Source organism: Lentzea sp. NPDC058450 (assembly GCF_042721395.1).
Taxonomy (GTDB): Bacteria; Actinomycetota; Actinomycetes; order Mycobacteriales; family Pseudonocardiaceae; genus Lentzea.
The window spans coordinates 139,429-162,281 of the sequence record NZ_JBHXLO010000006.1 but is presented as its reverse complement, the minus strand read 5'-3'; the positions used below and the strand labels follow the sequence as shown (position 1 = coordinate 162,281).

Annotated in this window: 22 protein-coding genes and 1 tRNA gene; 7 read left to right on the top strand and 16 right to left on the bottom strand. The window is 68.9% G+C overall.

The window, feature by feature from the left end:
- Positions 1–37: 37 nt before the first annotated feature.
- From ACFWNN_RS12375 to ACFWNN_RS12365, 3 genes are read right to left on the bottom strand one after another with little or no spacing between them, the layout of a single operon-like run.
- On the bottom strand, positions 38–742 hold the full coding sequence (locus ACFWNN_RS12375) for a lasso peptide biosynthesis B2 protein (protein ID WP_382439968.1): 705 nt from the start codon (positions 740–742) through the stop codon (positions 38–40).
- Complete coding sequence (locus ACFWNN_RS12370; RefSeq protein ID WP_382439967.1) at positions 739–2,415, bottom strand: albusnodin/ikarugamycin family macrolactam cyclase; 1,677 nt, start codon at positions 2,413–2,415, stop codon at positions 739–741. Before ACFWNN_RS12370 ends, ACFWNN_RS12375 begins: the two co-directional genes overlap by 4 nt.
- Positions 2,390–2,530 (bottom strand): hypothetical protein, encoded by a 141-nt coding sequence (locus ACFWNN_RS12365; protein WP_382439966.1) that lies wholly within the window; start codon positions 2,528–2,530, stop codon positions 2,390–2,392. Before ACFWNN_RS12365 ends, ACFWNN_RS12370 begins: the two co-directional genes overlap by 26 nt.
- 261 nt (positions 2,531–2,791) lie before the next feature.
- On the opposite strand from ACFWNN_RS12365, the gene ACFWNN_RS12360 reads away from it, so the two are divergent.
- Positions 2,792–4,018 carry an ROK family transcriptional regulator gene (locus tag ACFWNN_RS12360; RefSeq protein ID WP_382439965.1) on the top strand — a complete coding sequence of 409 codons (1,227 nt, stop codon included), beginning with the start codon at positions 2,792–2,794 and terminating at the stop codon, positions 4,016–4,018.
- A gap of 283 nt (positions 4,019–4,301) precedes the next feature.
- Positions 4,302–4,802, top strand: a complete 501-nt coding sequence (locus tag ACFWNN_RS12355; RefSeq protein ID WP_382439964.1) for a hypothetical protein — start codon at positions 4,302–4,304, stop codon at positions 4,800–4,802.
- On the opposite strand, the gene ACFWNN_RS12350 is transcribed toward ACFWNN_RS12355, so the two are convergent.
- The 7 genes from ACFWNN_RS12350 to ACFWNN_RS12320 form a co-directional block, all read right to left on the bottom strand.
- Positions 4,769–5,614, bottom strand: a complete 846-nt coding sequence (locus ACFWNN_RS12350; protein WP_382439963.1) for an SMP-30/gluconolactonase/LRE family protein — start codon at positions 5,612–5,614, stop codon at positions 4,769–4,771. The genes ACFWNN_RS12355 and ACFWNN_RS12350 overlap by 34 nt on opposite strands.
- Complete coding sequence (locus ACFWNN_RS12345; protein WP_382439962.1) at positions 5,611–6,516, bottom strand: sugar kinase; 906 nt, start codon at positions 6,514–6,516, stop codon at positions 5,611–5,613. Before ACFWNN_RS12345 ends, ACFWNN_RS12350 begins: the two co-directional genes overlap by 4 nt.
- Entirely contained in the window at positions 6,513–7,292 is a 780-nt protein-coding gene (locus ACFWNN_RS12340) for a hypothetical protein (RefSeq protein WP_382439961.1), read from the bottom strand. The genes ACFWNN_RS12345 and ACFWNN_RS12340 overlap by 4 nt, the downstream gene beginning before the upstream one ends.
- Positions 7,293–7,367: 75 nt before the next feature.
- Positions 7,368–8,291, bottom strand: a complete 924-nt coding sequence (locus tag ACFWNN_RS12335; protein WP_382439960.1) for a cellulose binding domain-containing protein — start codon at positions 8,289–8,291, stop codon at positions 7,368–7,370.
- 112 nt (positions 8,292–8,403) lie between these two features.
- Positions 8,404–9,807 carry a LamG-like jellyroll fold domain-containing protein gene (locus ACFWNN_RS12330; protein ID WP_382439959.1) on the bottom strand — a complete coding sequence of 468 codons (1,404 nt, stop codon included), beginning with the start codon at positions 9,805–9,807 and terminating at the stop codon, positions 8,404–8,406.
- Positions 9,808–10,200: 393 nt separating this feature from the next.
- Positions 10,201–10,274 (bottom strand) — tRNA-Leu (locus ACFWNN_RS12325).
- Positions 10,275–10,326: 52 nt separating this feature from the next.
- Complete coding sequence (locus ACFWNN_RS12320; RefSeq protein ID WP_030466675.1) at positions 10,327–10,608, bottom strand: metal-sensitive transcriptional regulator; 282 nt, start codon at positions 10,606–10,608, stop codon at positions 10,327–10,329.
- A 325-nt stretch (positions 10,609–10,933) separates the two neighbouring features.
- On the opposite strand from ACFWNN_RS12320, the gene ACFWNN_RS12315 reads away from it, so the two are divergent.
- On the top strand, positions 10,934–11,275 hold the full coding sequence (locus tag ACFWNN_RS12315; RefSeq protein WP_053737894.1) for an Lsr2 family protein: 342 nt from the start codon (positions 10,934–10,936) through the stop codon (positions 11,273–11,275).
- Positions 11,276–11,386: 111 nt separating this feature from the next.
- Here ACFWNN_RS12315 and pabB read toward each other — a convergent pair whose 3' ends face one another.
- The 3 genes from pabB to ACFWNN_RS12300 all read right to left on the bottom strand — a co-directional run bounded on the left by pabB (position 11,387) and on the right by ACFWNN_RS12300 (position 14,807).
- A complete protein-coding gene (gene pabB / locus ACFWNN_RS12310; RefSeq protein ID WP_382439958.1) occupies positions 11,387–13,372 on the bottom strand; it encodes an aminodeoxychorismate synthase component I in 1,986 nt (661 codons plus the stop codon).
- Between the two features lie 95 nt (positions 13,373–13,467).
- Complete coding sequence (locus tag ACFWNN_RS12305; RefSeq protein ID WP_382439957.1) at positions 13,468–14,313, bottom strand: hypothetical protein; 846 nt, start codon at positions 14,311–14,313, stop codon at positions 13,468–13,470.
- Complete coding sequence (locus tag ACFWNN_RS12300) at positions 14,310–14,807, bottom strand: SigE family RNA polymerase sigma factor (protein ID WP_382439956.1); 498 nt, start codon at positions 14,805–14,807, stop codon at positions 14,310–14,312. Before ACFWNN_RS12300 ends, ACFWNN_RS12305 begins: the two co-directional genes overlap by 4 nt.
- 89 nt (positions 14,808–14,896) lie before the next feature.
- Between ACFWNN_RS12300 and ACFWNN_RS12295 the strand changes: the two genes are divergently transcribed.
- The 4 genes from ACFWNN_RS12295 (at position 14,897) to ACFWNN_RS12280 (ending at position 18,631) form a co-directional block, all read left to right on the top strand.
- A complete protein-coding gene (locus ACFWNN_RS12295; RefSeq protein WP_382439955.1) occupies positions 14,897–16,081 on the top strand; it encodes a metallophosphoesterase in 1,185 nt (394 codons plus the stop codon).
- A 108-nt stretch (positions 16,082–16,189) separates the two neighbouring features.
- Positions 16,190–17,356, top strand: a complete 1,167-nt coding sequence (locus ACFWNN_RS12290) for a type III PLP-dependent enzyme (RefSeq protein WP_382439954.1) — start codon at positions 16,190–16,192, stop codon at positions 17,354–17,356.
- A gap of 34 nt (positions 17,357–17,390) precedes the next feature.
- Entirely contained in the window at positions 17,391–17,786 is a 396-nt protein-coding gene (gene speD / locus ACFWNN_RS12285) for an adenosylmethionine decarboxylase (RefSeq protein ID WP_382439953.1), read from the top strand.
- Positions 17,787–17,815: 29 nt separating this feature from the next.
- Positions 17,816–18,631, top strand: a complete 816-nt coding sequence (locus tag ACFWNN_RS12280; RefSeq protein ID WP_382440129.1) for a spermidine synthase — start codon at positions 17,816–17,818, stop codon at positions 18,629–18,631.
- Positions 18,632–18,682: 51 nt separating this feature from the next.
- Here the strand turns inward: ACFWNN_RS12280 and ACFWNN_RS12275 are convergent, their stop codons facing one another.
- The 3 genes from ACFWNN_RS12275 to ACFWNN_RS12265 form a co-directional block, all read right to left on the bottom strand.
- Positions 18,683–20,731 (bottom strand): prolyl oligopeptidase family serine peptidase, encoded by a 2,049-nt coding sequence (locus tag ACFWNN_RS12275; protein ID WP_382439952.1) that lies wholly within the window; start codon positions 20,729–20,731, stop codon positions 18,683–18,685.
- Positions 20,732–20,817: 86 nt separating this feature from the next.
- A complete protein-coding gene (locus ACFWNN_RS12270; RefSeq protein WP_382439951.1) occupies positions 20,818–21,588 on the bottom strand; it encodes a DUF1295 domain-containing protein in 771 nt (256 codons plus the stop codon).
- Complete coding sequence (locus ACFWNN_RS12265; protein WP_382440128.1) at positions 21,585–22,811, bottom strand: class I SAM-dependent methyltransferase; 1,227 nt, start codon at positions 22,809–22,811, stop codon at positions 21,585–21,587. Before ACFWNN_RS12265 ends, ACFWNN_RS12270 begins: the two co-directional genes overlap by 4 nt.
- Positions 22,812–22,853 lie beyond the last annotated feature (42 nt).

The window sequence follows — 22,853 nt, the reverse complement described above, 5'->3', positions numbered from 1 at the left end:
TTCTCTGCTGACGGCAGATCAGCCCACAGCAGCGCTCTCAGATCTCCAGCACTCGTCGATAGGTCGGTGGAATCGGGTCGTCGAACGGGTCGGTCACCGGTTCGCCCTCCGCCTCGATCCAGGCGTGGAACGACTGCGGGTCGCTCGCCACCCCCAGGCACCACTGCACCTCGCCGCCGCGGAAGGCGGCGGTCAGCGCGGCGGTCAGCGAGAGCTCCAGGCACGCCACCCGGCCGGGGTGGAACCGGCTCACCCGCTGGGCCGCCGCAAGCGCTTGCAGGGCTTGGGAACGGGTCGCCGCGCGCCTCGTCCGGACGCGCTTCACCAGCTTGAAGACCTTCAGGGTCCGGCGGAACGGCAGCCTCAGCAACACCAGCGCCAGCGGGAGCGCCACCGCGGCCACCAGCTTCGGCCGCAGCGCCACCGACCCACGCGGCACCAGGGCGATCGGCACGCCGCCACTGCCGCGGGCCAGGTTCTCCGGCTCCAGCAGGCCGCGCTCCACCAGACCGGACACACACGTCTCGGCGTGCCGGCGGATCTCCTCGCGCGGCACGGCGGGATACCGGTCGGCGAACAGCTCGGCGCCGGTGTCCACCCCGTGGTCGCGGATCACCGAGAAGAGCTCGTTGCCGGTGCGGTTCAGCTTGTGCCACTGCCCCGTCGACACGTTCAACAGGATGAGACCGCCATCGGCCTCGGCGGTCACGTGCACCGAGCCGGGAACCACGAAACGCGTCATGTCGCAGCCACTTCCCTAGCGTTCTCGCGAAGCCACACCTCGACGGCCAGCACCTGGTTGAGCGCGCCCCAAGGCACGCGCAACCCGTTCACCGCGTCTTCGAGGGCCTGCCGCACGGGCACCGGATCGATCAGCCCGTGAGCCTCCGCCGCCGAGTCGTTCAGGTACTTCCGCAACACCGGAGCCGCCCGCCGCAGCCCGGCGTACGCCTCGCGGGTGTAGTCGCCCTTGGTCTGCCGCGCCAGCACGCGGTCCGGCACGAGCCCGTCCAACGCCTTGCGCAGCAGGGGCTTGGCCACCAACGGGTCGGCACGCCGGTGGGCGGGCATCGCGATCGCCGCGCGCACCACGGCGGTGTCGAGGAACGGCGCGTGCACGTCGATCCCGACCATCTCGCCGACCTCCCGGTGCACCCGCTGCGTCAGCCCGTGCGACCGCAGCTGATCGTGCACAACGGACTCACCGGCGTCCACATCGGACTCACGGCAGGCCGCCAGCCGAACCTGCTCCGCCAGCAACTGCCGGGCAGTAGGCGCGAGCCAGTCCACCTGAGGCACGTCCCAGCGCGAGATCACCGCTACTTCCCAGGGAAGATCGCCAACGGGTAGCCCGCGCTCCAAGGTCTCCGCGAGCCGCACCAACGCACGCCGGCGTCCCGCCCCCGCCATGACCACGGCCCGCCGGAACACGCTCAACGGCGAGCGGTGCCGCAACCGCGCCCACGCGAAGCAGTGCCGCCACAGCGTCACGAGGTCACCGCGCCGGGCCAGGTCGATGAAGTACGCGCCGGTCACCCACAGCACGGCGTCCCCACCATCACCCATGAGGTGGACGTCGGCACCGTGCCGGGCCGCGGCCGCGAACCGGAAACGCGCTGGGCCGCAAGCGATCGACGCCGGGTGCGGCTCATCGCCCAGCGACACCAGGTCCTGGTACGGAAGGCTGTCCTCCGGCAGAGCGACCTCCACGGGCGCGAACCGGCGTTCGGAGGCGATGTACGCACGCACCCGGTCCAGGTCGTCGGTGACCGGCGCATCCCGCTGGTAGTGCGTGAGGACCGGAAGCTCGCCGACGTCGTCCAGCGCCAGGTAGGCCAGCGACGTGGAATCGAGCCCACCGCTGAAGTCCGCCGTCAACCGGCGCGCGGACGCGGCCCGTGCGCGCACCGCGGCCACCAAGGCGTCGCGCAACATCCGGGCCGCGTCCGCCGCGCCCAGCGCGGGATCGACCCGCAACGGCGCGTGTGGACGTTCGGTCAGCACGCCGTCCCTGATCGTCAGCGCGTGGCCGGGATGAACCCGCCGCACACCCGCGAACAGGCTGCGGTTCTCGAGGAGGCCGGCTCCGTCGAGGCACGCCAGCCTCGTCGCGAGGTAGACGGGGTCGAGTTCGGTGCCGAGATCACCCGCACGCGCGGCGAAGCGCCCGGCACCGTCGTAGTACAGCGGGAACTGCGCCACCGGATCGGCTAACAACGTCGTCTCACCCGGCCGTCGCACGACCGCCGAATAGCAGCCGAGCTGGTCTGTCACCTGATGGTGGTCACCCGTTTCGGCGGCGAAATCCAGTGCGCGCACAAGAATTGCGTCGTCGGCAAGACATTGCCCGAAAACTTCCAGAGAACCGGGGGAAGCAGCGCCCGAAACGCTACGCGTAACCCTGGCCGGAGGCATCGCCGCCACCGTTGCTGCTCCCGAAGGTGATGTCGTACACGGAACCCAGGTCGAACAGGACCGGAGGCTCGTAATCCGGCTCGGCCGCAGCGCCGTGGGTGGTGTCGTCGTTCACGAACAGCCTTCCAGAGGAGGATCCAAAGCGGAGAGAGTACTTCGTTGCCAGCACCGGGCAAAGCCAACTCACCAGTGTCACCAAGACGATATGTTCGGGCCGAAGCGGTCCGGTTCGACCCGAACGAAAATCCATCCGAGCGCGAAACAAATCCCCGGTTGACGCTGCGAACCGCACGCTTGGCGGCTTCCGTCTGACGCCCTGGACGCCGCTACGATTGCCTGGCCCTTCAATTCGAAGCTGAGGGTGGGGAGGCATCTGGTGCCGAGCGGCGACAGGCATGCCCGTGACCTGATCTGGGGCCTTTCTTCCGACGCCCTCCGCGGGCACAACCGCAGACGCGTTCTCCGGGCGATCATGGTCTCCCCCGCCACCCAGGTGAAGCTCGCCAAGTTCACGAATCTCTCGCAGGCAACAGTCTCCGGAATCGTCCAAGAGCTTCAACGCGACGGCATCGTCGTGGTCGACGGCACCGACAGCGAACGAGGCAAGAAGGTCAGCCTCACGCCGGTGCGCGGTGTGGCCATCGGCGTCGAGGTCAGCTACGACTCGATCGTCGTCGCCGCCCGCCGCGTGGACGGCCCGCACGTCGAGGCGGACGGTTCGAGCCGCGGTGCCGAACACGGCAGTCAGGCGTGGATCCGCGAGTGCGTGCAGCTCATCAAGGACGTCGTGCGACGCACCGGCCTCGGCGAGTCCGACATCGTCTCGATCGGTCTCGGCGTCCCCGCCGGAATCGAACCGCGCACCGGCACCGTCTCCCAGGTCGCCTGGGCACTCGACTGGCAACGCGGCATGGATCCCGGCGCCGGCCTGCGCGAACACTTTCCCGGCATTCCGGTGATCGTCGACAACGAGGCGAATTTCGCGGCGTACGGCGAATACCTCTACGGAGGTGGTCGCAACACCGAGACCGTGCTGTTCGTGAAGTCGTCCAGCAGTGTCAGCGCGGGTCTGATCACCAACGGCCTGATCTACCGCGGCCGGCACGGCCTCGCCAGCGAGATCGGCCACCTCGTGATGGACCCGCAGGGTTCCGTCTGCCAGTGCGGGAACCGCGGTTGTCTGGAGACCGTCGTCGGCGGTGCGCGACTGGTCGAACAGGTCCGGCGGGCTTATGTCGGCTACCGCGTCGACCTGCCCACGAGCCTTGCCAACGTGGTCGAAAGAGCCAAGAGCGGCGATCTGCTCTGCCGTCGCGTGTTGCAGGACGCCGGCCGTGGCATCGGAATGGCCCTCGCCCGGACCTGCAACCTGCTCAACCCGGAGAAGGTCTTCGTCGGCGGAGAACTCGGCAGGGCGGCCGATCTCCTGATCGAGCCCGCGACCGAGATGATGCGCCAGCACGCGCTGGGCGGCATGTTCAACTACGTGGCGCCGATGACCGTCGAGGCGTCCGAGCTCGGCCTGCAGGCGGGCGCCCAGGGCGCGCTGGCGTTCGCTCTCAACGTGGACCGTGCCGTCGATCTGAAGAAGCCGACTCTTTGAATTTGACGTGATCACTCGGTCACGTCAAACGATCATGCCTTTCCCAAAGAATTGATTGTCGCTAACTCACACCGAATTTAACCTGGTCCTGGCGCCACACTTCACGCCAGCAAGACGATTCGCAAGGGGGCCCACCATGACCGCCTCGCCGGACAGGTCCGCTCGGCCCACAGGCCGTTGGGACCAAGCCAACCACTCCATCCTGTTCCTCGAAATAGCGTTTCCGGCAGGTCCCGGCGGAACCGAAAGCGACCGCCGGTCGGCGAGGGCTCCGCTGCACAGGGTGCTGCGCGACGCGTTCGCCGACTCCGACATCTCGTGGGGGAACTGCCGGCACGCCGAACGGCCGGACGGCGTTCTCGTCGTCGTTCCGCCGAGCGTTTCCACCGCCACGATCGTCGACCGCCTGATCTCCCGCATCACGGACGGCCTGCGGCGGTACAACCGCGAGGCGGCGCCCCTGCGCGTTCAGCTCAGGGCGGCCCTGCACGTCGGCATCGTCGTCGCCGGGCCGGACGGCCTCTCCGGACCGGCTATCACGACGGCGGCGCAGCTCCTCGCCTCGCCGGAACTGACCACCCTCCTGTGCCGCACCGACACGGACATCGCCGTGATCGTGTCGTCGCAGGTCTTCGAGACCGTGATCCGGCACGCCTCCGGGTTCGCGGATCCCACGCGGTACCAGGCGATCGCGGTGCGCGCGGAGGACTCCGGGGCGGCCGCGTGGGTGTGCGCCGCGGAGACCAGGACCTACTCCGCGCCGCCCTGGTACTCGGCGGGGTGAACGCACTCGTCCGCCGGCCGGCCTGGCACGTCCACGTCGACGGCGAACAGCGCGCCGTCGTGGAGGCTCGGCCTGCGCAGGCCGTACTTCGCGGTGGTGATGAACAGGCGGGTCAGGTCGGGACCGCCCAGGCTGACGCTCGTGGGCTGGCGGGCGGGGAGGGTGACCTCGCGGTCCAGGCGGCCGTCCGGGCGGTAACGACGCACCACCGACGCTCCCCAGAAGGCGATCCAGACGTTGCCGATCACGTCGGTGGTCATGCCGTCGGGGGCGTGGTTGGGGGTGTGCAGGAAGACGCGGCGCGCTCCCAGCTCGCCGTCCCGGCTCACGTCGAAGCGGTGGACGGTGCCGCGGGCGCTGTCGGCGAGGTAGAGGTACTCGCCGTCGGGGGAGAACGCCGGGCCGTTCGGGATCGTCAGTCCTTTGAGGACGGGAGAGGGCGATCCCAGACGGTGCAGGGCGCCGGTTCCCGGCTCGGTGTCGTAGGCCATCGTCGTGACCCAGAAGCGGCCGTGCGGATCGGCGACCGCGTCGTTGACCCTCATGCCCTCGCCGGCGAACTCCTGCCGCGGGCCGTGGAGCAGGCCGGCGCCGGTGCCGGAGGCGGCCATCAGCTCGTCACCGCCGCGCACGGGTGCCACCGCGCCGACGGGCACGGGCAGTGCCGCGACCTCGGTGAACGGCGCGGGGACGTCGCCCCTCGTCTCGAGCACGCGGCCGGCCAGCAGGTCGACCACGACGAGCCTGCCGTTGATCCAGCGAGCGCCTTCGCCGAGCTCGAGCTGCTCGAAGTTCCACTGCGTCAACGTCATCGGACGGTGCTCCCCGCTTGCAGGTCCAGCAGTTCCAGGTCGGTCCGGGTGGGCAGGCCCTGCCAGTCGCCCGGCGTCGCGACGGCGAACGCGGCCACCGCGTTGCCGCGCCGCACCCGGTCGCCGGGGTCGAGACCGTCGAGGCGCGCGGACAGGTAGCCGGCCACGAACGCGTCGCCCGCGCCGGTGGTGTCGGCGACGGTGACGCGGTGCGCTTCGGCCGACCACGACCTGTCCCGCACGCGCACGGTCGCGCCATCCGCACCGTGCTTCACCACGACCTCGGGGACCTCGTGGTCGCCGGCGATCGGGAGCTCGTCGTCGGACGCGATCAGCACGTCGACGTTCTTGAGCAGTGGCCTCAGGGTCTCGGCGGCCTGGGCCGCGGTCCAGAGCTTCGCGCGGAAGTTGACGTCGAGACTGATGGTGCTGCCGGCCTGTCTGCCGAGCTCGACCGCCTCGGTCACGGCGGCGAGCGCGGACTCGCTCAGCGCGGGCGTGATGCCCGTGACGTGCACGATCTGCGGCACTCCCAGGTCGAACGAGCGCCGGACGTCCTCAACGGACAGTCGCGACCCCGCGGATCCCTTGCGGTAGTAGAGAACCCGGGTGATGTCGGCGGTGCGCGGTTCGAAGAGGATCAGGCCCGTCGACGCGTCCGGGGTGATCCGGGCGGCCTGGACGTCCACCTGTTCGGCGAGCAGCGTGCGGCGGATGAGCGACCCGATCTCGTCGGCGCCCGTCACCCCCGTCCAGCGCACGGCGTGACCGAGGCGCGCGAGACCGATGGCCACGTTCGACTCGGCACCGGCGACGGTCAGCTCGGCGGTCCCTCCCAGGCGGAACGGACCGGCGGCGCGGAACGCCCCCATGGTCTCGCCCAGGGTGAGCACGTCGGTCATGCAGCTCCTTCCACGAGAGCGGTGATCGTCAGCCGCCAGCGCACCGATCCCGAGGCGGGTACCACCGCGACCGGGCGGCTGGTGTCCGCGCGGTCGAAGGTGCGCCCGAGCATGGGTTCCACGCCGATGCTGCGGTACGGGTCGCCTTCCGGCCAGCCCCTCAGGTTGCGCCACAACGCGATCGAGACCGGCTGATCGGCGCACTCGACGCGGAGGTCGAGCCGGTGATCTCCGTCCACCACGCGGATCTGCCCACGTTCGAGGATCGCGCCGGTGGCGGTGCCGTCGTCGGGGCCGAGCGCGTCGAGGCCCTCGGGCCAGAGGTGCGCGCTGGGAACCGGATCGGTGATCAGCACGGAAGTGCCGGGCGGGGCGGCCAAACGGGCAAACGGGCCCACGTCGAGAAGGGCGTGGGCGGCCCAGACGAAGCGGTAGCCGGGAGCGGCGCGCAGTTCGTAGTCGGCGACGACCGCGCCGGCCTCCGAGCCGAGGGCGCGCGTGAGGCTGAAGTCGGGACAGTCCACCTGTGCCCCGGCAGGGGTTTCGCGCCAGGGACGGGCCCACGCGTCACCGTGGTCGGGAAGGCCTCGGACCGTGGGGACGCACTCTTCGAGACCGCCCGCGTCCACGAAGGCGGAGGCCGGGGTCACCTCGGCGCGGGCGGGGTCGGGGCGGTGCCACAGCCACTCCCGGTGGGCCGTGCGGAGCGAGGTCCAGCGGCCGCCGAGGCGGTGGTCCACCTCGGCGTACAGCGGCACAACCCTTGTGACCTGCACGGTTCATCCCTGGCGTGATCAATTAGTGGTTAATTACTAATTTATCTTGCCATGGGGTGGCCGCTGGGCCAACTGTCAGATCGTGCTGCAGGCCTGGCCGTTGAGGGTGAAGGCGTCCGGCGGGGTGTTGCGGCCCCGGACCGAGCCGAGGAAGCCCAGCGAGGCCTCACCGCCCGGCTGGATGGTCTGGTTGTGGTTGTTGGCGGTCGCGGTCACCGCGGAGCCTCGCTGGGACGCGGAGGCGTTCCACATGTCGCGGACGGTCTGGCCGTCGGCGAAGGTCCAGCGCAGCGACCAGCCGTTGACGGGCGTGCGGCCGGTGTTCCTGATGGTGACCTGAGCCTGGAAGCCGCCCTGCCACTGGCTGTCCAGCCGGTAGCTCACGGCGCACGGGGGTGCCGGCGGCTGGGTCGTCGTCACCACCACCGGGGGTTGCTGGGTCGTGGTGACCGCCGGCGTGGACGACTCGGCCTGTTGTTGCGCCTGACTCGTGGGGGTGGTCGTCGCGACGGAGGAGGACGGGGTCGCGTCCATGCCGTTGCAGGGCGCACCCCACAGGCCTCGGTCGTCGCGGGCGGCGGCCAGTTCGGCTTCCGCCAGCGACCCCGCGGCGTCCTGGGCCCGCAGGACGCCCTCCTTCACGGCCAGGAGGGCGTAGTCGGTGCCGTCGTCCAGGCGGAGGTTCACCTCGCCCGGCGTCATGGCGCTGACGCGGACCTGCTTGGCCAGCAACCACTTCTCGGCGAACGTGCGAGCGCCCGCCGCCCAGCAGTCGGCCGGCTGGGCCAGCAGGGAGATCTGGACGCGTTCGCCGCCGTCCAGCTCGATGGTGCGGCCGTCGACCACGGCGCGGACGGTGGCGGACACCTCACCGCGCGAGTCGTTGATCAGCGTCGGCACCTGCAGCTGCACTGGTGCCGACACCGGACGCGACGGGCTCTCGGTCGTGCACGCGCACGCCAGCAGAACCACGAGAAAAGACAAGGACTTCCGAAACACCAGGGACTCCCGCACACGTTCATGCAATCCAGCACGAACGTTAGCGGTCTCCGAGCGCCGCTCACATCCGCCGTTCGGCCTTGATCAACGGCGGACGTGAGCGGCTCGGCTCCTACAGTCGTGGCCCCTGCACGATCTCCAGCTCGTCGACACCGCCGACGAGCCCCTGCCCGACGGTCAGCACGCCGTCGGAGTTCCACCCGCTCACCCGAGCCACAGTGCTCTTCCGCACCTCAGCCGTGTCCCGGTAACCGACCTCCAACGACAACGTGCGCGCGTTCGCGTCGTACGTCGCCACCAGGTGCGTCCACACACCCGCGACCGCATCCCCCTTGGCCCGCCACACCTTCGTCGGGTTCACCGCGGCGTCAGGAATCTCCGCGCTCCACCGCACCCCGTCGTACCGCAGCGCGAACGGCTCCACACCGGACGGACCTCGCTGCGCCACAACGGTTCCCGGCGTCCCGGCAGCATCGACCCTGGCCCACACGTCGACCGTGAACGACTGGTCGGTGTACAGCACGGCCTCGCCGGTGCTCGCCGATCCGGCACCACCGAACCGAACGCCGGGACCTACGGCCCCACTGGACCAGGTCGCCCCGGTCAGCCTCATGTCGTGCGCGTACGGCGAGGAGTCGATGGCGGTCGATCCGTTGCCCTCGTTGAACATCCAGTGCCCGACCTCGACACCGGCGGCGATCTCCCGCGCCTCCTGCGCGGTGACGGCCCGGTTCCAGGCGCGCATCTCCATCAGGTCGCCCTGCCAGGCCTCGGCGGCGACGCCGCCGCGCAACGCCTTGCCGATCCACAGCTCCCCGTCCGCCGAGAAGCCCTTCTTGACGACCGGGACCCGCTCCTGCACAGCACCGTCGACGTAAAGCCGAACCTCACCGCTCACGTCGTCGTAGGTGCCGGTCAGATGAGTCCAGGCACCGACCACGGCGAGCCCCTGGGACCGAACGGTCCGCTGAGCCGACCCGGCCGCGTCCTTCTCGGCCACCGCGAACGTCCACCGCCGCGTGTCCGCGTCGAACCCGAGCCGGAACGCCGACTCGACGCCCCCTTGCTGACTCACCACGGTCCGGTCGACAGCACCGCCACCCAGCCGCACCCAAGCGCTGACCGTGATCCCCCGAGCGGTGTCGAGCACCTTCCCCGTGACAGCCCCGGTGGACACCACGCCATCGAACCCGATCGCACCCGACCCGCCGACCGTGCGCCCGGCCCGAGCGACGTCGACCCCGCTCAGCACGAGGTCGTGCCCGTTGCCAGTGCTGTCGAACGAGGGATCGTCCCCGGCGAACCAGCTCGCCACCGCAGGCGTCGGCGACTTCACGGTGAACTGGAACAGGGTGCGCGTCGGCACCCCGGCCCCGTCGACGGCTTCGACGAACAACGTCTTGGGCCCACCGCTCTCCGGCGCCCACCGCACCGGCACACCCACCGCGACCTCAGTGGACGGCGGGTCCGTGAACCCCCACCGAAACTTCACGACGTCGGCGGAACTCGAGAACACGAACGTGTCCTCCACCCCGACACCACCACACCCGTCAGGCGCACACCCAGAAGCCTTGTAAACCGAAGAACTCACCACCGGCGCGTCCGGCGCAGCCAGCGCCACAGGGGCCAACACCCCCTGCACCACCAAAGCCAACCCCAGACCAATGCCGAACAGACGTCTCACGACGAACTCCCCCAAGCGATCCGCGCGCGCCCCCCGACAACACACGAACATCAATGCGTCTGGAGCCTTACACGCACACCTGAGCCGAGCAACAGTGATTCAGTGATTCCAAAGTGGAATCGGGTGGACGACGGGGACACAGCGGTTCAACGAGAGCCCGGAGCCCGGAAACGCCACGGGCGAGGCACGTCCGCGGTTTCGCAGACATACCTCGCCCGAAGTTCGTGCCCCCGGTGCGACTCGAACGCACACTGGACGGATTTTGAGTCCGCTGCCTCTGCCGATTGGGCTACGGGGGCGTAGCAGGGTGAACTGTAGCGGATCAGGCCAAGGGGTTTGTCCAGGGACCCCCTAGGACTTCACCAGCCTGCCGATCGCCGCCGACGCCTCGGCGAGCTTCTCCTCGGCCACCGGCCCGCCTTCCGCGGCGGCCTGCGCCACACAATGCTTGAGGTGCTCGTCGAGCAACCCCAGCGACACCGCCTGCAGGGCCTTCGTGGCCGCGGAGATCTGGGTGAGGACGTCGATGCAGTATTCGTCGTTCTCGACCATGCGCTGGAGACCGCGGATCTGTCCCTCGATGCGGCGCAGTCGCTTGAGGTATGCGTCCTTGTCCGCGGTGTACCCGTGCATCGGCTCCTGACCTTCCCTACCCCGTGCGGGTATGTCGAGGATACCCGCACCGGTTGGCGGTGCGTTATGTGCAACCACTGCTCCGTCAGCGGGAATGGGGAAGCGTCCGGCAAGCCCAGCAACGGGCCGAAGTGAGACGACTAGCCGGTCATTTTGGACCCATAACACCCGTGTGGTTTACCCCGGAAATGCCCCGACCGGGCGGTTGGGGTCACATTTTAGCGGCGAAAGGTTCGCCGTTTTTCGTCGTGTGGACTATGGTGTTGTCGAAGCACGTGGTTACGTCGAGGATCCGCGTGCTATGTGAGTACCCAACGGAGGAACAGTGGCACAGCAGACCGTCGTCCAACTCATCGACGACCTCGACGGCGGAGAAGCCGACGAGACCGTGACCTTCGCACTTGACGGTGTCGAGTACGCCATCGACCTGTCGAAGGGAAATGCGGAGCGGCTTCGTGAGTCGCTGGCGGACTTCGTCGCCAAGGCTCGTCGTGCGGGCGGCCGCAAGCAGCGCAAGGGCACCGGCAAGTCCACGGTGAAGGCGACCGACAAGGCAGAGGCGCAGCGCATTCGCGACTGGGCTCGCGCACAGGGTCACCAGATCTCGGACCGCGGTCGCATTCCGCAGAACCTGGTCGTGCAGTTCCAGGAAGCACACGCCTCCTGACCTGCGAGAACTCGCGAGGTTTCCACACGTCGGCCGGGCCGCCGGCCGACGTGTTAACCCCTTGATCCCACCACATCCCGGTTCGTTCACACTATCCCCGGAACGCTTGGTTCAGCTGTCGGGAAAGTGCGCTCCGAACAGGCGTGACACGGCAGTGGCCTTGACCGCTGTCTCCTCGAATTCCTCGTCAGGGTCGGACAGCGAGATGACCGCTCCGCCCACCCCGAAAGTCACCTGGCCGGTGTTCGTGACCAGGGTTCGGATGACGATGCTGAAGTCGGCGGCTCCGTTGAGCGAGAAGTATCCGAGCGCTCCCGAGTACACCCCACGTGGACCGGCTTCCAGTCCATCAAGGATCTGCATGGTCCGGATCTTCGGCGCGCCGGTCATGGAACCACCGGGAAACGCTGCTCGAACACATCGGACGGCAGAACTGTCCGGCCGAAGTCTGGCCCGCACGGTGCTCACCAATTGGTGTACGGTCGCGTAGCTCTCGACGTCGAACAACCGCGTCACCTCGACCGAACCGACTTCCGCGCACGTGCCGAGATCGTTGCGGACCAGGTCCACGATCATCAGGTTCTCCGCGCGGTCCTTGACCGATCGCGCCAACGTTGTGCGCAACATCTCGTCGGACGCCTCATCAACGCCTCGGGGGCGGGTCCCCTTGATCGGCGATGACTCCACGACGCCATCTCGGCCCACCCGGATAAATCGTTCGGGTGACGTGCTGAGCACGGAGAGGTCACCGAAACGCAGCAACGCCCCGAACGGAACGGGATTTGCGGCGCGAAGCAGCCGATAAGTGTCCCACGGGTCGAGCGAGGCACGCCACGACATCATGTTCGTCAAGCACACCTCGTACGTCTCCCCCGCGGTGATCGCTTCCTGGCACGCGGCGATCAGCTTCAGGTAGTGCGCACGCGGATGCCGCAACGTCACCTCGGACACGACCGGCCCCGAAGGTTCGGTCAATGGCGACAGACGAACCAGAAGTGCGGAAACGTCGTCGAACCACTCGTCCTCGGTCAACGACAGCAAATAGACGCAATCATCGGCGTGATCGAGGACGACGGCCCGGTCGGCGAAGACGAACGACGCGTCGGGCTGTTCCGCGCGATGGGCGAAGTCGCCGCCGCACTCCGCTTTCAGCTCGTAGCCGAGGTACCCGACCCAGCCCAGCGCGAAGTCGAACGGCACGTCGGGCTGCTCGACCGCCCATCCCGCGAGGTCCTCGTCGAGCCAGGAGAAGAACGACGGGCAGGGCTCGGGAACGCCGTCGAGCGTGAGCACCCGGTCCGCCACGGAGTACTGCGCGACGCGCGCGAGCGGCCCGGAGGCGTCGCCGAGGAACGAGAACCTGCCCCCGGTGCCGCTGTCCAGCCAGAACGCGGCCCCAGAAGCCCCGTGGAGCGCCGCGAACGCCTCTTCCGCGTCGACGGCCACAGCGAGCTTCCGCACGTGCACAGGGCGCTTCTGAGGCGTCTGGCGAACCTGCGGCGGTTCCGGAACGGCGGCGGTCCGCGTGGGCGTGAGCGCGGCGAAGTTCGCGAGCATCTCGCGGCCCATGTCCGTGCAGATCGACTCCGGGTGGAACTGCAGTCCCCACGCGGGTCTGTCCACAGCGCGCACACCCATGAGGACGGAGTCGTCGCTCCACGCGATGGGTTCCAACGCGGACGGCAGCTCGGTGACCGCCAACGAGTGGTAGCGCACGACGTTCAACGGCGAGGGAAGCCCTGCGAACACGTCGACGCCCGTGTGCGTGACCGGCGAAACGATCCCGTGCCGCGGCACAGGGGCAGGCCCCACGACAGCGCCGTACGACAGACAAAGTCCTTGATGCCCCAGGCACACGCCCAGCAACGGGATCTCGGCGTGGTCGATCACCGCGCGGCAGATGCCGAAGTCGGCGGGATTTCCCGGCCGGCCGGGTCCTGGCGAGATCACGACGTTGTCGAACGACCTCAGCGCGGACAGCCGGAAGCGCGGGTCGTCGTTGTGGACGACCACGGGCTCGGCGCCGTTCACCTCGGCGAGGTGCTGAAAGAGGTTGAACGTGAACGAGTCGTAGTTGTCGATGAGCAGTGTGCGCATTCCGAGGCGGCACTCTACCTGGCAAAACACCCGAAAGAACCAATGAGAGAGGGCGGTCACGAATCGTGACCGCCCTCGTCCGACTTTTCGAAAACTCAGCCGCCGAGCAGGAACTTCGGGTCGGCGGCGACGGCCGCCAGTTCCGGCGCGAAGAACGGCTGCCGGTCCAGCTTCGGATGTCCGCTGTACCGGTAGTCCTCGGCCTGCTTCACCACGACCGTCCACCCGTTGGCGGCGCGGTAGGCGGCCCAGGTCTCAGCGGGCTGGCCGGGGGTCACGGGAGAGACGACCCCGACCTGCTTGCCCTCCACCTCGTACATCTTGCAGCTGGGTGTCTGCCCGTCCTGCTGCCGCGTGAACAACGCGCACGGGTCCGCCGGGGCATTCGGGTTCGGCGTCGTCACGGTCACCGTGAGCTCACCGACGCCTTCACCCTTGCGCACCGGCACGTACGCCGTGTACTCCCAGATCTCCGGGCTGTCGCCCTTGTTCGACGAGATCTGAGCCTGGGCGCGGAGCATGCCCATGGACATGCCCTGTTCCTTGAACTGCAGGTCGGCGGCTTCGTACCCGGCCGGCACGGAGTCCTTCGCCAGTTCCAGCAACAGCTTGCCGCGATCCGCCTGCGGGCCGTTGGTGGCCGTGCGGTCGGACTGTCCCAGCGGCCACTGGTCGCCCCACTGGGTGCCGGCCGAACTCGAGCTGCTGCTCGGACCCGCACCGGTCATGTAGTCCTTGGTGCCCTGGGGGTTCAGCGCGAACGCCGTCCCCAGGCCCACCCCGACCACGAGCACGGCGACCACCGCGCCCGTGACGGACGCCCGCCGGTTGGACCGCGCCTTGTGCGCCCTGTCGAGCGCGATGCCCGGATCCATCGAGGGAGGCGGGCTGCTCGCCACCACCACTTCCTGGAAAGCTCGCTTCAGGTCCTCTTCGTTCATCGAACCCTCTCCTGCTGTGAGAGCAGACCGCGCAGCGTCTGCAGCCCCCGCGCGGCCTGGCTCTTGACCGTTCCTTCCGAACACTTGAGGACCACGGCCGTCTGTTCGACGGACATGTCCTCCCAGTACCGCAGGACGAGGCACGCGCGTTGCTTCGGAGGCACCTTCGCCAGCGCCTCCAGCAGCACCATCCGTTCCTCGGGGTAGACGCCGGGCGGAGCGGCCACGTCCGCCACGTCGTCGGTCGCCGACTCGAACCGGAACCACCCGCGCCGCCGCTCGGACAGGAACGTCCGCACCAGGATCTGCCTGGTGTAGGCGTCCAGCGCCTCGTGCCGCTCGACCCGTCTCCACGCCAGGTACAGCTTCGTGAAGGCCTGCTGCACGAGGTCCTCCGCGCGATGCCAGTCGCCGCACAGCAGGTATGCCGTGCCGCGCATGGCGTCGGAACGGGCCGCGAAGTACTCCTGGAACGCGGCGTCCCGGTCACTCATCAGGTTTCCCCCTGTCTGCGATGCCGGGTTACTCACGCCACCACGGGCCTGCCGGGTTGCACGGAGTTCGAGAAACGCATACTGATGTCGTGATTTTCCTTTTGCTCCTCGGCGTCCCCGTCGCGTTGGGCCATTTGTACCTGTGGCGGCGGCTGGTCGTGGACACCACGCGCCCCCGCACGCTCGCGCGGCGCATCGGCACCGTGGCGATCATCGGTGCGTTCCTGATGCTGATGAGCGCTCTCGTCGTCACGCGCAGGGTGCCGCCGGAGTACGGGAAGTTCTTCGCCTGGCCCGGGTTCATCTGGCTCGCGGTGCTGTTCTACCTCGCGATCGCGCTGGGCATCGCGGAGATCCCGCGGCGGATCCTGCTCAAGCGCGTGGCGGCCGCGCCGGTGCCCGTCGGCGTCGGCGCCGAGGCCGTCGAACCGGTCGAGGTCGTGCCCGACCCGTCGCGGCGGCTGTTCATCGCGCGGTCGGTCGCCATCGGTTCCGGGGTCGCCGCCGGCGGTGTCGTCGGATACGGGATGACGCAGGCGCTCGGTGACCCGCAGCTGCTGAACGTGCCGGTGACGATGGACAAGCTCCGGCCGTCGCTCTCCGGTTTCCGGATCGCCGTGGTGAGCGACATCCACCTCGGGCCGCTGCTCGGCCGTTCGCACACCGAGCGGATCGTGCGGATGATCAACGAGCAGGAGGCGGACCTCGTCGCGATCGTCGGCGACCTGGTCGACGGCACCGTCGCCGAACTGGGCGAGGCCGCGGCGCCGTTGCGGGACCTGGTCTCGAAGCAGGGCAGCTTCTTCGTGACGGGCAACCACGAGTACTTCTCCGGCCACGAGCAGTGGATCGCGGAACTGGAACGTCTCGGCGTGAACCCGTTGCGCAACGAGGGTTTGACGGTCGCCGGCGGCATCGAGCTCGTGGGTGTGAACGACGTGACGGGGAAGACCTACGACGACGGCCCGGACTTCGGCCGGGCGCTCGCGGGACGCGACCGGAACAACCCGGTCGTCCTGCTGTCGCACCAGCCCGTGCAGGTCACCGACGCCTCTTCACACGGCGTCGACCTCCAGTTGTCCGGTCATACACACGGCGGACAGATGGCGCCGTTCAACTTGTTCGTGCCGCTCCAGCAACCCAGCACCGCCGGGTTGTCGAAGGTGGACAACACGTGGCTCTACACCAGTCGTGGCGCGGGTTTCTGGGGTCCGCCGGTGCGCGTCGGCGCCCCGCCGGACATCACGATGATCGAGCTGCGTTCTGCTGGGTAAATCACACTCGCCTGGACTGGCTTGCGCACTTTCGGTGTCCAGGCCGTAGAGTGGACGGCCGTGCCCGCGTACGGAACGCGAGGCGGATGAAGGGGGACCCCTGGGGAAATGACCGAGAGCTTCGCCGTTGATCGGCGCACCGAGGCAGAGGCTCGTATTCGGCGTTTCCTGGACCAGGAGAACCCGTCGACACCGTGTCTGGTGATCGACCTCGAGACGATTCGCGCGCGCTACCAGGCGATTCACGCCGCGATGCCGTCCGTCGACATCTTCTACGCGGTCAAGTCCAACCCCGAGTCCGACGTGGTCGGCACGCTGGTCGAGCAGGGGTCGCACTTCGACGTGGCGTCGCCCGCGGAGATCGACCTGTGCCTGGCGCGCGGCGCCGAGCCGTCGTCGATCTCCTACAGCAACCCCATCAAGAAGGCCGCCGACATCGCGTACGCGTACTCGCGCGGTGTGCGGATGTTCGTGTCGGACAGCGAGCAGGACGTGCGGTTCGTCGCGTCCCACGCGCCCGGTTCGTCCGTGCTGGTGCGGATTCTCGTCCACAGCAAGGGTTCCACCTACCCGTTCGGCAACAAGTTCGGTTGCGATCCGGAGATGGCGACGGATCTCTTGCGGCTGGCGCACGGGTTGGGGCTCGTTCCTCTCGGCGTCGCGTTCCACGCGGGGTCGCAGCAGCTCTCCGTGCAGGGCTGGGACTCCGGCATCGCCGACGCCGCCCTGATCGCCGCGAAGCTGCGCGCGGAGGGCATCGAGACGTCGACGGTGAACCTGGGCGGCGGGCTTCCCGCCGTGTACCAGGAGTCCACGCCGTCGCTGGAGTCGTTCGCCGACGCCATCGAGGCCTCGGTCGCGCGGCACTTCGGCGCCGTGCGGCCCAGGGTGATGATCGAACCGGGCCGGGCGATCTCCGCCGAGGCCGGGATGATCCGCTCCTCGGTGGTCCTGGTGTCGCGGAAGTCCTATTCGGACGAACGCCGCTGGGTGTACATCGACATCGGCCGCTACCAGGGACTCGCCGAGACCGAGGGCGAGGCGATCGCGTACGCGCTGCGGACCTCGCGCGACGGCGGCCCCGTCGGCCCGATCGTGCTGGCCGGTCCGACGTGCGACGCGGACGACGTGATCTACCAGCACACCCGCTACGACCTGCCGCTCGACCTGGTGGCCGGTGACCACGTGGACATCCTCCACGCGGGCGCCTACACCTCCTCCTATTCGTCCGTGTGCTTCAACGGCTTCCCGCCGTTGGCCACGTACTGCGTCTGAAGTCCGTTGAAATTCACATAGTTTGGAGTGATTGATGTCCGAAGCGCCCTGTCAGACCGAGGAGACCGTCGGTTTGTTCGCGGGACAGCACGTACTTGCAGAGCTCTCGGGCGTGAGTGCGGAACTACTCGATGACGAGCAGTTCCTGAAGCACGCCCTTGGTGAGGTTCTCACGCAGGCCGACGCAACCGTGCTGGAGGTGATCTCCAAGAAGTTCGATCCTCAAGGAGTCACCGTGCTGGCCCTGCTGTCGGAATCCCATGCGTCGATCCACACCTATCCCGAAGTGGGGTCGGTGTTCGTCGACGTGTTCACCTGCGGTACCCGTGCAAAACCCGCACTCGCCGTCCAGCTACTCGCTGACGCCCTGGGCGCCGCTCATGTGAGCACGGATGTCGTCACTCGTGGCATCAAGGAGCACGCCGCGTGAACGTCATCAACGAGCCGCTCGCCGAGGGCATGACCCGCCACTGGCGCGTGGACGAGGTGCTGGTCGACACCAAGACCGACTTCCAGCACCTGGTGATCGCCCGTACGGCCCAGGGGTTGTCGTTGTTCTGCGACGACGACCGCCAGTCGACGGAGTTCAGCCAGCTGACCTACCACGAGGCCCTGATGGTGCCGGCGCTGCTGCTGGCCGACACCGTCGAGCGCGTGCTGGTCATCGGCTCCTCCGAGGGTGTCGTGTGTCAGATGGCCGTCGAGCACGGCGCGTCGGTCGTCGACCACATCGACATCGACGAGCAGGCCGTGAAGCTGTGCGCGGAGCACCTGCCGTACGGCTACACGCTGGAGGAGCTGGCGCTCGCCGAGAAGGGCGACGGCCCGATCCGGGTGCAGTACATCGACGGGTTCGAGTACATCCGCACGACGTCGGAGAAGTACGACATCGTGCTGGTGGACCTGCCCGACGAGCGCGAGGAGGAGGCGCAGCACAACCGTCTGTACGGCGCCGACTTCCTGCGCATGTGCAAGGCGCTGCTGCGTCCCGGTGGCGTCGTGGTCAACCAGTCCGGTTGCCAGACGATGTGGCGCAACACCACGCTGATCCGCTCGTGGCAGCGGTTCAACGAGGTGTTCGACACGGTCGCGTACTACGGCTCCGACGAGCACGAGTGGGCGTACCTGTTCGGGCGCGCGGACGTCGTCGAGGACCCGACCGCGCTGATGGTCGAGCGGTTGAAGACGGCCGGCTACCAGCCGGAGTCGATCGACGACCTGGCGTTGGTGGGCAACAGCATTCCGCCGTACCGGGTGCGGCAGTCGCTGGCCTGATCTGCTTGGTGAACGGGGCGCTTCCCTTTCGGGGGAAGCGCCCCGTTCTCGTTACGCCAGCGACTGCTTGAGGAAGTCGACCTGGAGGAGCAACAGGTTCTCGGCGACCTGTTCCTGCGGGGTCATGTGCGTGACGCCCGAGAGCGGCAGCACGGTGTGCGGGCGGCCCGCGGCCAGCAGGGCGCTGGACAGGCGCAGGGTGTGCGCGGCCACGACGTTGTCGTCGGCGAGGCCGTGGATGATCATCAACGGGCGGGACAGCTTGTCCGCGTCATCGATGAGCGAGTTGGTGTCGTAGACCTCGGGCTTCTCGTCCGGGTGGCCGAGGTAGCGCTCGGTGTAGTGGGTGTCGTAGAGGCGCCAGTCGGTCACCGGGGCGCCCGCGATGCCCGCGTGGAAGACGTCGGGGCGGCGCAGGACGGCCAGCGCGGACAGGTAGCCGCCGTAGGACCAGCCGCGGATCGCGACCCTGGTGAGGTCGAGGTCGGGTTCGATCTTCGCGGCCGCTTCGAGCGCGTCCACCTGGTCCTCGAGGGTGGCTCCGGCGAAGTCGAACGCGATCTCGCGCTCCCACTTCAGCCCGCGGCCGGGCGTGCCGCGACCGTCCACCACGAGGACCGCGAAACCCTGGTCAGCGAGCCACTGGGACGCCAGGAAGGCGTTCTGGGCCGACACCACGCGCTGGGCGTGCGGACCGCCGTACGGGTCCATCAGGACCGGCAGCTTGGTGCCCTGCACGTGGTCGCTCGGCAGCAGCAGGGCGCCGCGAAGCTCCCGCTCGCCCAGGACGAGCATCTTCGGCCGCGCCCTGATGACCGGCGTGTCGGCCCACGACTCGATCACGTGGTCGCCGACCGTCGCCCTGGCCCCGTAAGTGTCCAAAGTGGCCGAAACGAGCACAACCGTCCGGCCGCCCCGGATCGCCGAGTTGACACCGTCCGTTGTGGACAGTCGTTCGGTCTTCCCGCCGACCTCGTAGACGTGCGTCTGTGTGGGGTCGTCCTCGGAGGCGGCGATCAGGATCGAGTCGTCCCGCACGTCGAGCACCCGGCGCACCTGCAGGCCGGACGTCACCACGTCGTCGCCGACCTGGAGCGCGTACTCGTCGCCCTCGCAGACGATCCGCACGAGCCGGCCGTCCGGCGTCCAGGCGGGGGCGCCGTCGGTGACCTCGAGCCACACCGGGTCGGTCTCCTCGACGAGCTCGGCGACCGCGCCGGTGTCGGGCGTCAGCGTGTAGATGCGCCGAGTGCGCTGGTCACGGGTCTGCGTGACGATCAGCGGCGCACCGCCGGACGACCAATGAACGTCGTTGAGGTAGTCGAACTCCACCAGCACCGGCACGAACGTGCCGTCCAGCGACACCACGTGCAGCGACACCTCGGCGTTGGTCGTGCCGGCCGCCGGGTAGGCGATCTCGGTGGCCGCCGTGGCGGGGTTCGCCGGGTCCGCGATGAACCAGCGCCGCACCTCGGAGTTGTTCACGCGCGCGGCGATCAGCCGGGTGCCGTTCGGCTCCCACCAGTACCCGCGGTACCGCGACATCTCCTCGGCCGCGATGAACTCGGCCAGCCCGAACGTGACGTCCTCACCGTCCGGCACCGCGACCGCGTAGTCGTCACCCGTGCCGAGCTCGACGACCCTGAGCGTGCCGCGCGTGACGTACGCCACACGCTGCCCCGTCGGGTCGACGCGGGGGTCGATGACACCCCCCTGCGTGGGCAGCTCCCTGGCGGTGCCCTCGGTCAGGTCGGCCACGAACAGCCTGCCCGACAACGCGAACGAGGCCACCGACGAGTCGCGCGACAACGCGTACCCCACGATGCCCGCCCCGGACTCCCGGGTCCGCTCCCGCCGGGCCTTCTCCTCGGCCGGCAGGTCCTCGGGATCGGACAGGAGCGCCGCCGGGTCGGCGAGCAGCCGCTCGACGCCGGTCTCGGTGTTCAGCTCCCACAGCCCGTTCGCACGGCTCGTGGCCGTCGCCGGACGCAGGAAGAAGACACGGCCACCGTCCGACGACACCGCGAAGGTCCTCGGTGCGCCGACGGTGAACCGCTGGGTGCGCGCCTGTTGGCGCGGAAACGAGATGTCATTGCCCACCCGGCCACACTAACCCGCGCAGGCCCATGGCACGGGGCGTCGGGCGGGCTGAGCCGAGGTGCGCCCCGGCTCAGCCCGTGCCGGGTTCAGCCCACCTTGCTCTTCGGCGGCAGCGGGAAGAAGCCGCTGGTCCGCTGCACGTAGTCCGCGTAGCCGGGGCGGCGCGACACGATGTCCTTCTCCAGCAGCGGTTTGCCGCTGCCCTTGGCCAGCAGCCAGGTCATGACGATCGGGCCGATGATCGTGAGCGCCCCCTGCCACGAGTGCAGGGCGAACAGGAACAGTCCCCACCAGACGACCGAGTCGCCGAAGTAGTTGGGGTGCCTGGTGTAGCGCCAGAGGCCGCGGTCCATCACGGAGCCCTTGTTCGCCGGGTCCGCCCGGAACTGCGAGAGCTGGTAGTCGCCGATCGCCTCGAAGAGGAAGCCGACCACCCACACGCCGACGCCGAGCCAGTCCAGCCAGCCGAACGGCGCCGAGAAGTGCTGCGCGGCCTGGACGGGCAGCGACACGATCCACATCAGGACGGCCTGCAGCAGGTACACCCGGTACATCCGCAGGCGCGGGTTTCCCTTGGCGCGCCTCAGGATGTCCTGGTAGCGGGGGTCCTCGTCCTTGCCCCGGTTGCGGGAGTGGATGTGCACGCCCAGGCGCACGCCCCACACGGCGGTGAGTGCCGTGACGACGAGTTGCCGGACGAGGTCGCCGTCCGCGAACAGGAGCGTCAGCACCGCGATCACCGCGAAGCCCGGGCCCCACACGGAGTCGATGAGGTCGTAGCGCTTGCGGGAGTCGGCGTACAGGAACAGGCCGCTCAGCAACAGGAGAACGGCGAGCAGGGTGATCAGGTAGCTCATCGGGCCACCAGCTCACGACGCACGCGCGGCATGCCGCTGCGGCCGTTCTCGCTGCGGCGCACCGCGAGGATCTGGTCCACGCCCATCCGTCCCTCCTCGAACGTCAGCGCGCCACCCGCGAGGTACAGGCGCCAGACTCGCGCCTGGCCCTCGCCCACGAGCGCGACGACGTCGTCCCAGCGCTCCTCCAGGGTCTCCGCCCACGCGCGCACCGTCCAAACGTAGTGCTCGCGCAGCGCGTGCACATCACGGATCTCCAGGCCGGCCGCCTCCAGGAAGCCGGTCGTGGCGCTCACCGGGCGCATGTGCATGTCCGGGGCGACGTACGACTCGATGAACGCGCCGCCGCCGGGTGCGTTGTGGCCGCGCGACATCTGCTGCAGCAGCAGGCGTCCCTCGGGCTTCAGCAGCCGGAACAACGTCGCGGCGTACGTCGGGTAGTTGCTCTCGCCGACGTGCTCGCCCATCTCGATGGTGGAGATCGCGTCGAAGGGCTCGTCGGCCACCTCGCGGTAGTCCTGCAGGCGCACCTCGACCCGGCCGGTCAGCCCCTCGGCCTCGATGCGCTTCAGGATGTGCGCCCGCTGCTGGGCCGAGATCGTCACGCCCGTGGCGTGCACGCCGTAGTGCTTCGCCGCGTGGATGATCATCGAACCCCAGCCGCAGCCGACGTCGAGCAGGCGCATGCCCGGCTCCAGGCCGAGCTTGCGGCAGACGAGGTCGAGCTTGTTGTGCTGCGCGTCGGCGACCGACTCGTCCTCGGACGTGAAGTACGCGCACGAGTAGGCCATGCTCGGGTCGAGCACGAGTTGGTAGAAGTCGTTGCTCAGGTCGTAGTGATGCGAAATGGCATCACGGTCGCGCCCCTTCGAGTGCAACGCCCCGCGCAGCCGCGCCTCCTCGCGCGGCGCGTCCGGGTTGGGCCCGAGCACCTTCAACTTCACGGCGAGCTTCGCCACCTCCGCCAACCGCGGCCGGCGCGTCACGCCCCGGCGCACGAGACCCCAGATCTGCGAGAGCCCCTCCGCGAGGTCGCCCTCCACGTCGAGCTCCCCGCTCACGTACGCGCGCGCGAGGCCCAGCTCGTTCGGACTCCACACGAGCCGCCGCAGCGCGTCGCGGGAGCGGATCACGAGGACCGTCCCGTCCTGCGGACCCGCCACGCTCCCGTCCCACGCCCGAAATCCGATCGGCAACGGCGCACCCAGCACCCGTTCGGCCATTCCCGCCAGCTGACCAGCGACGACCACCTTGCACCTCCTGCG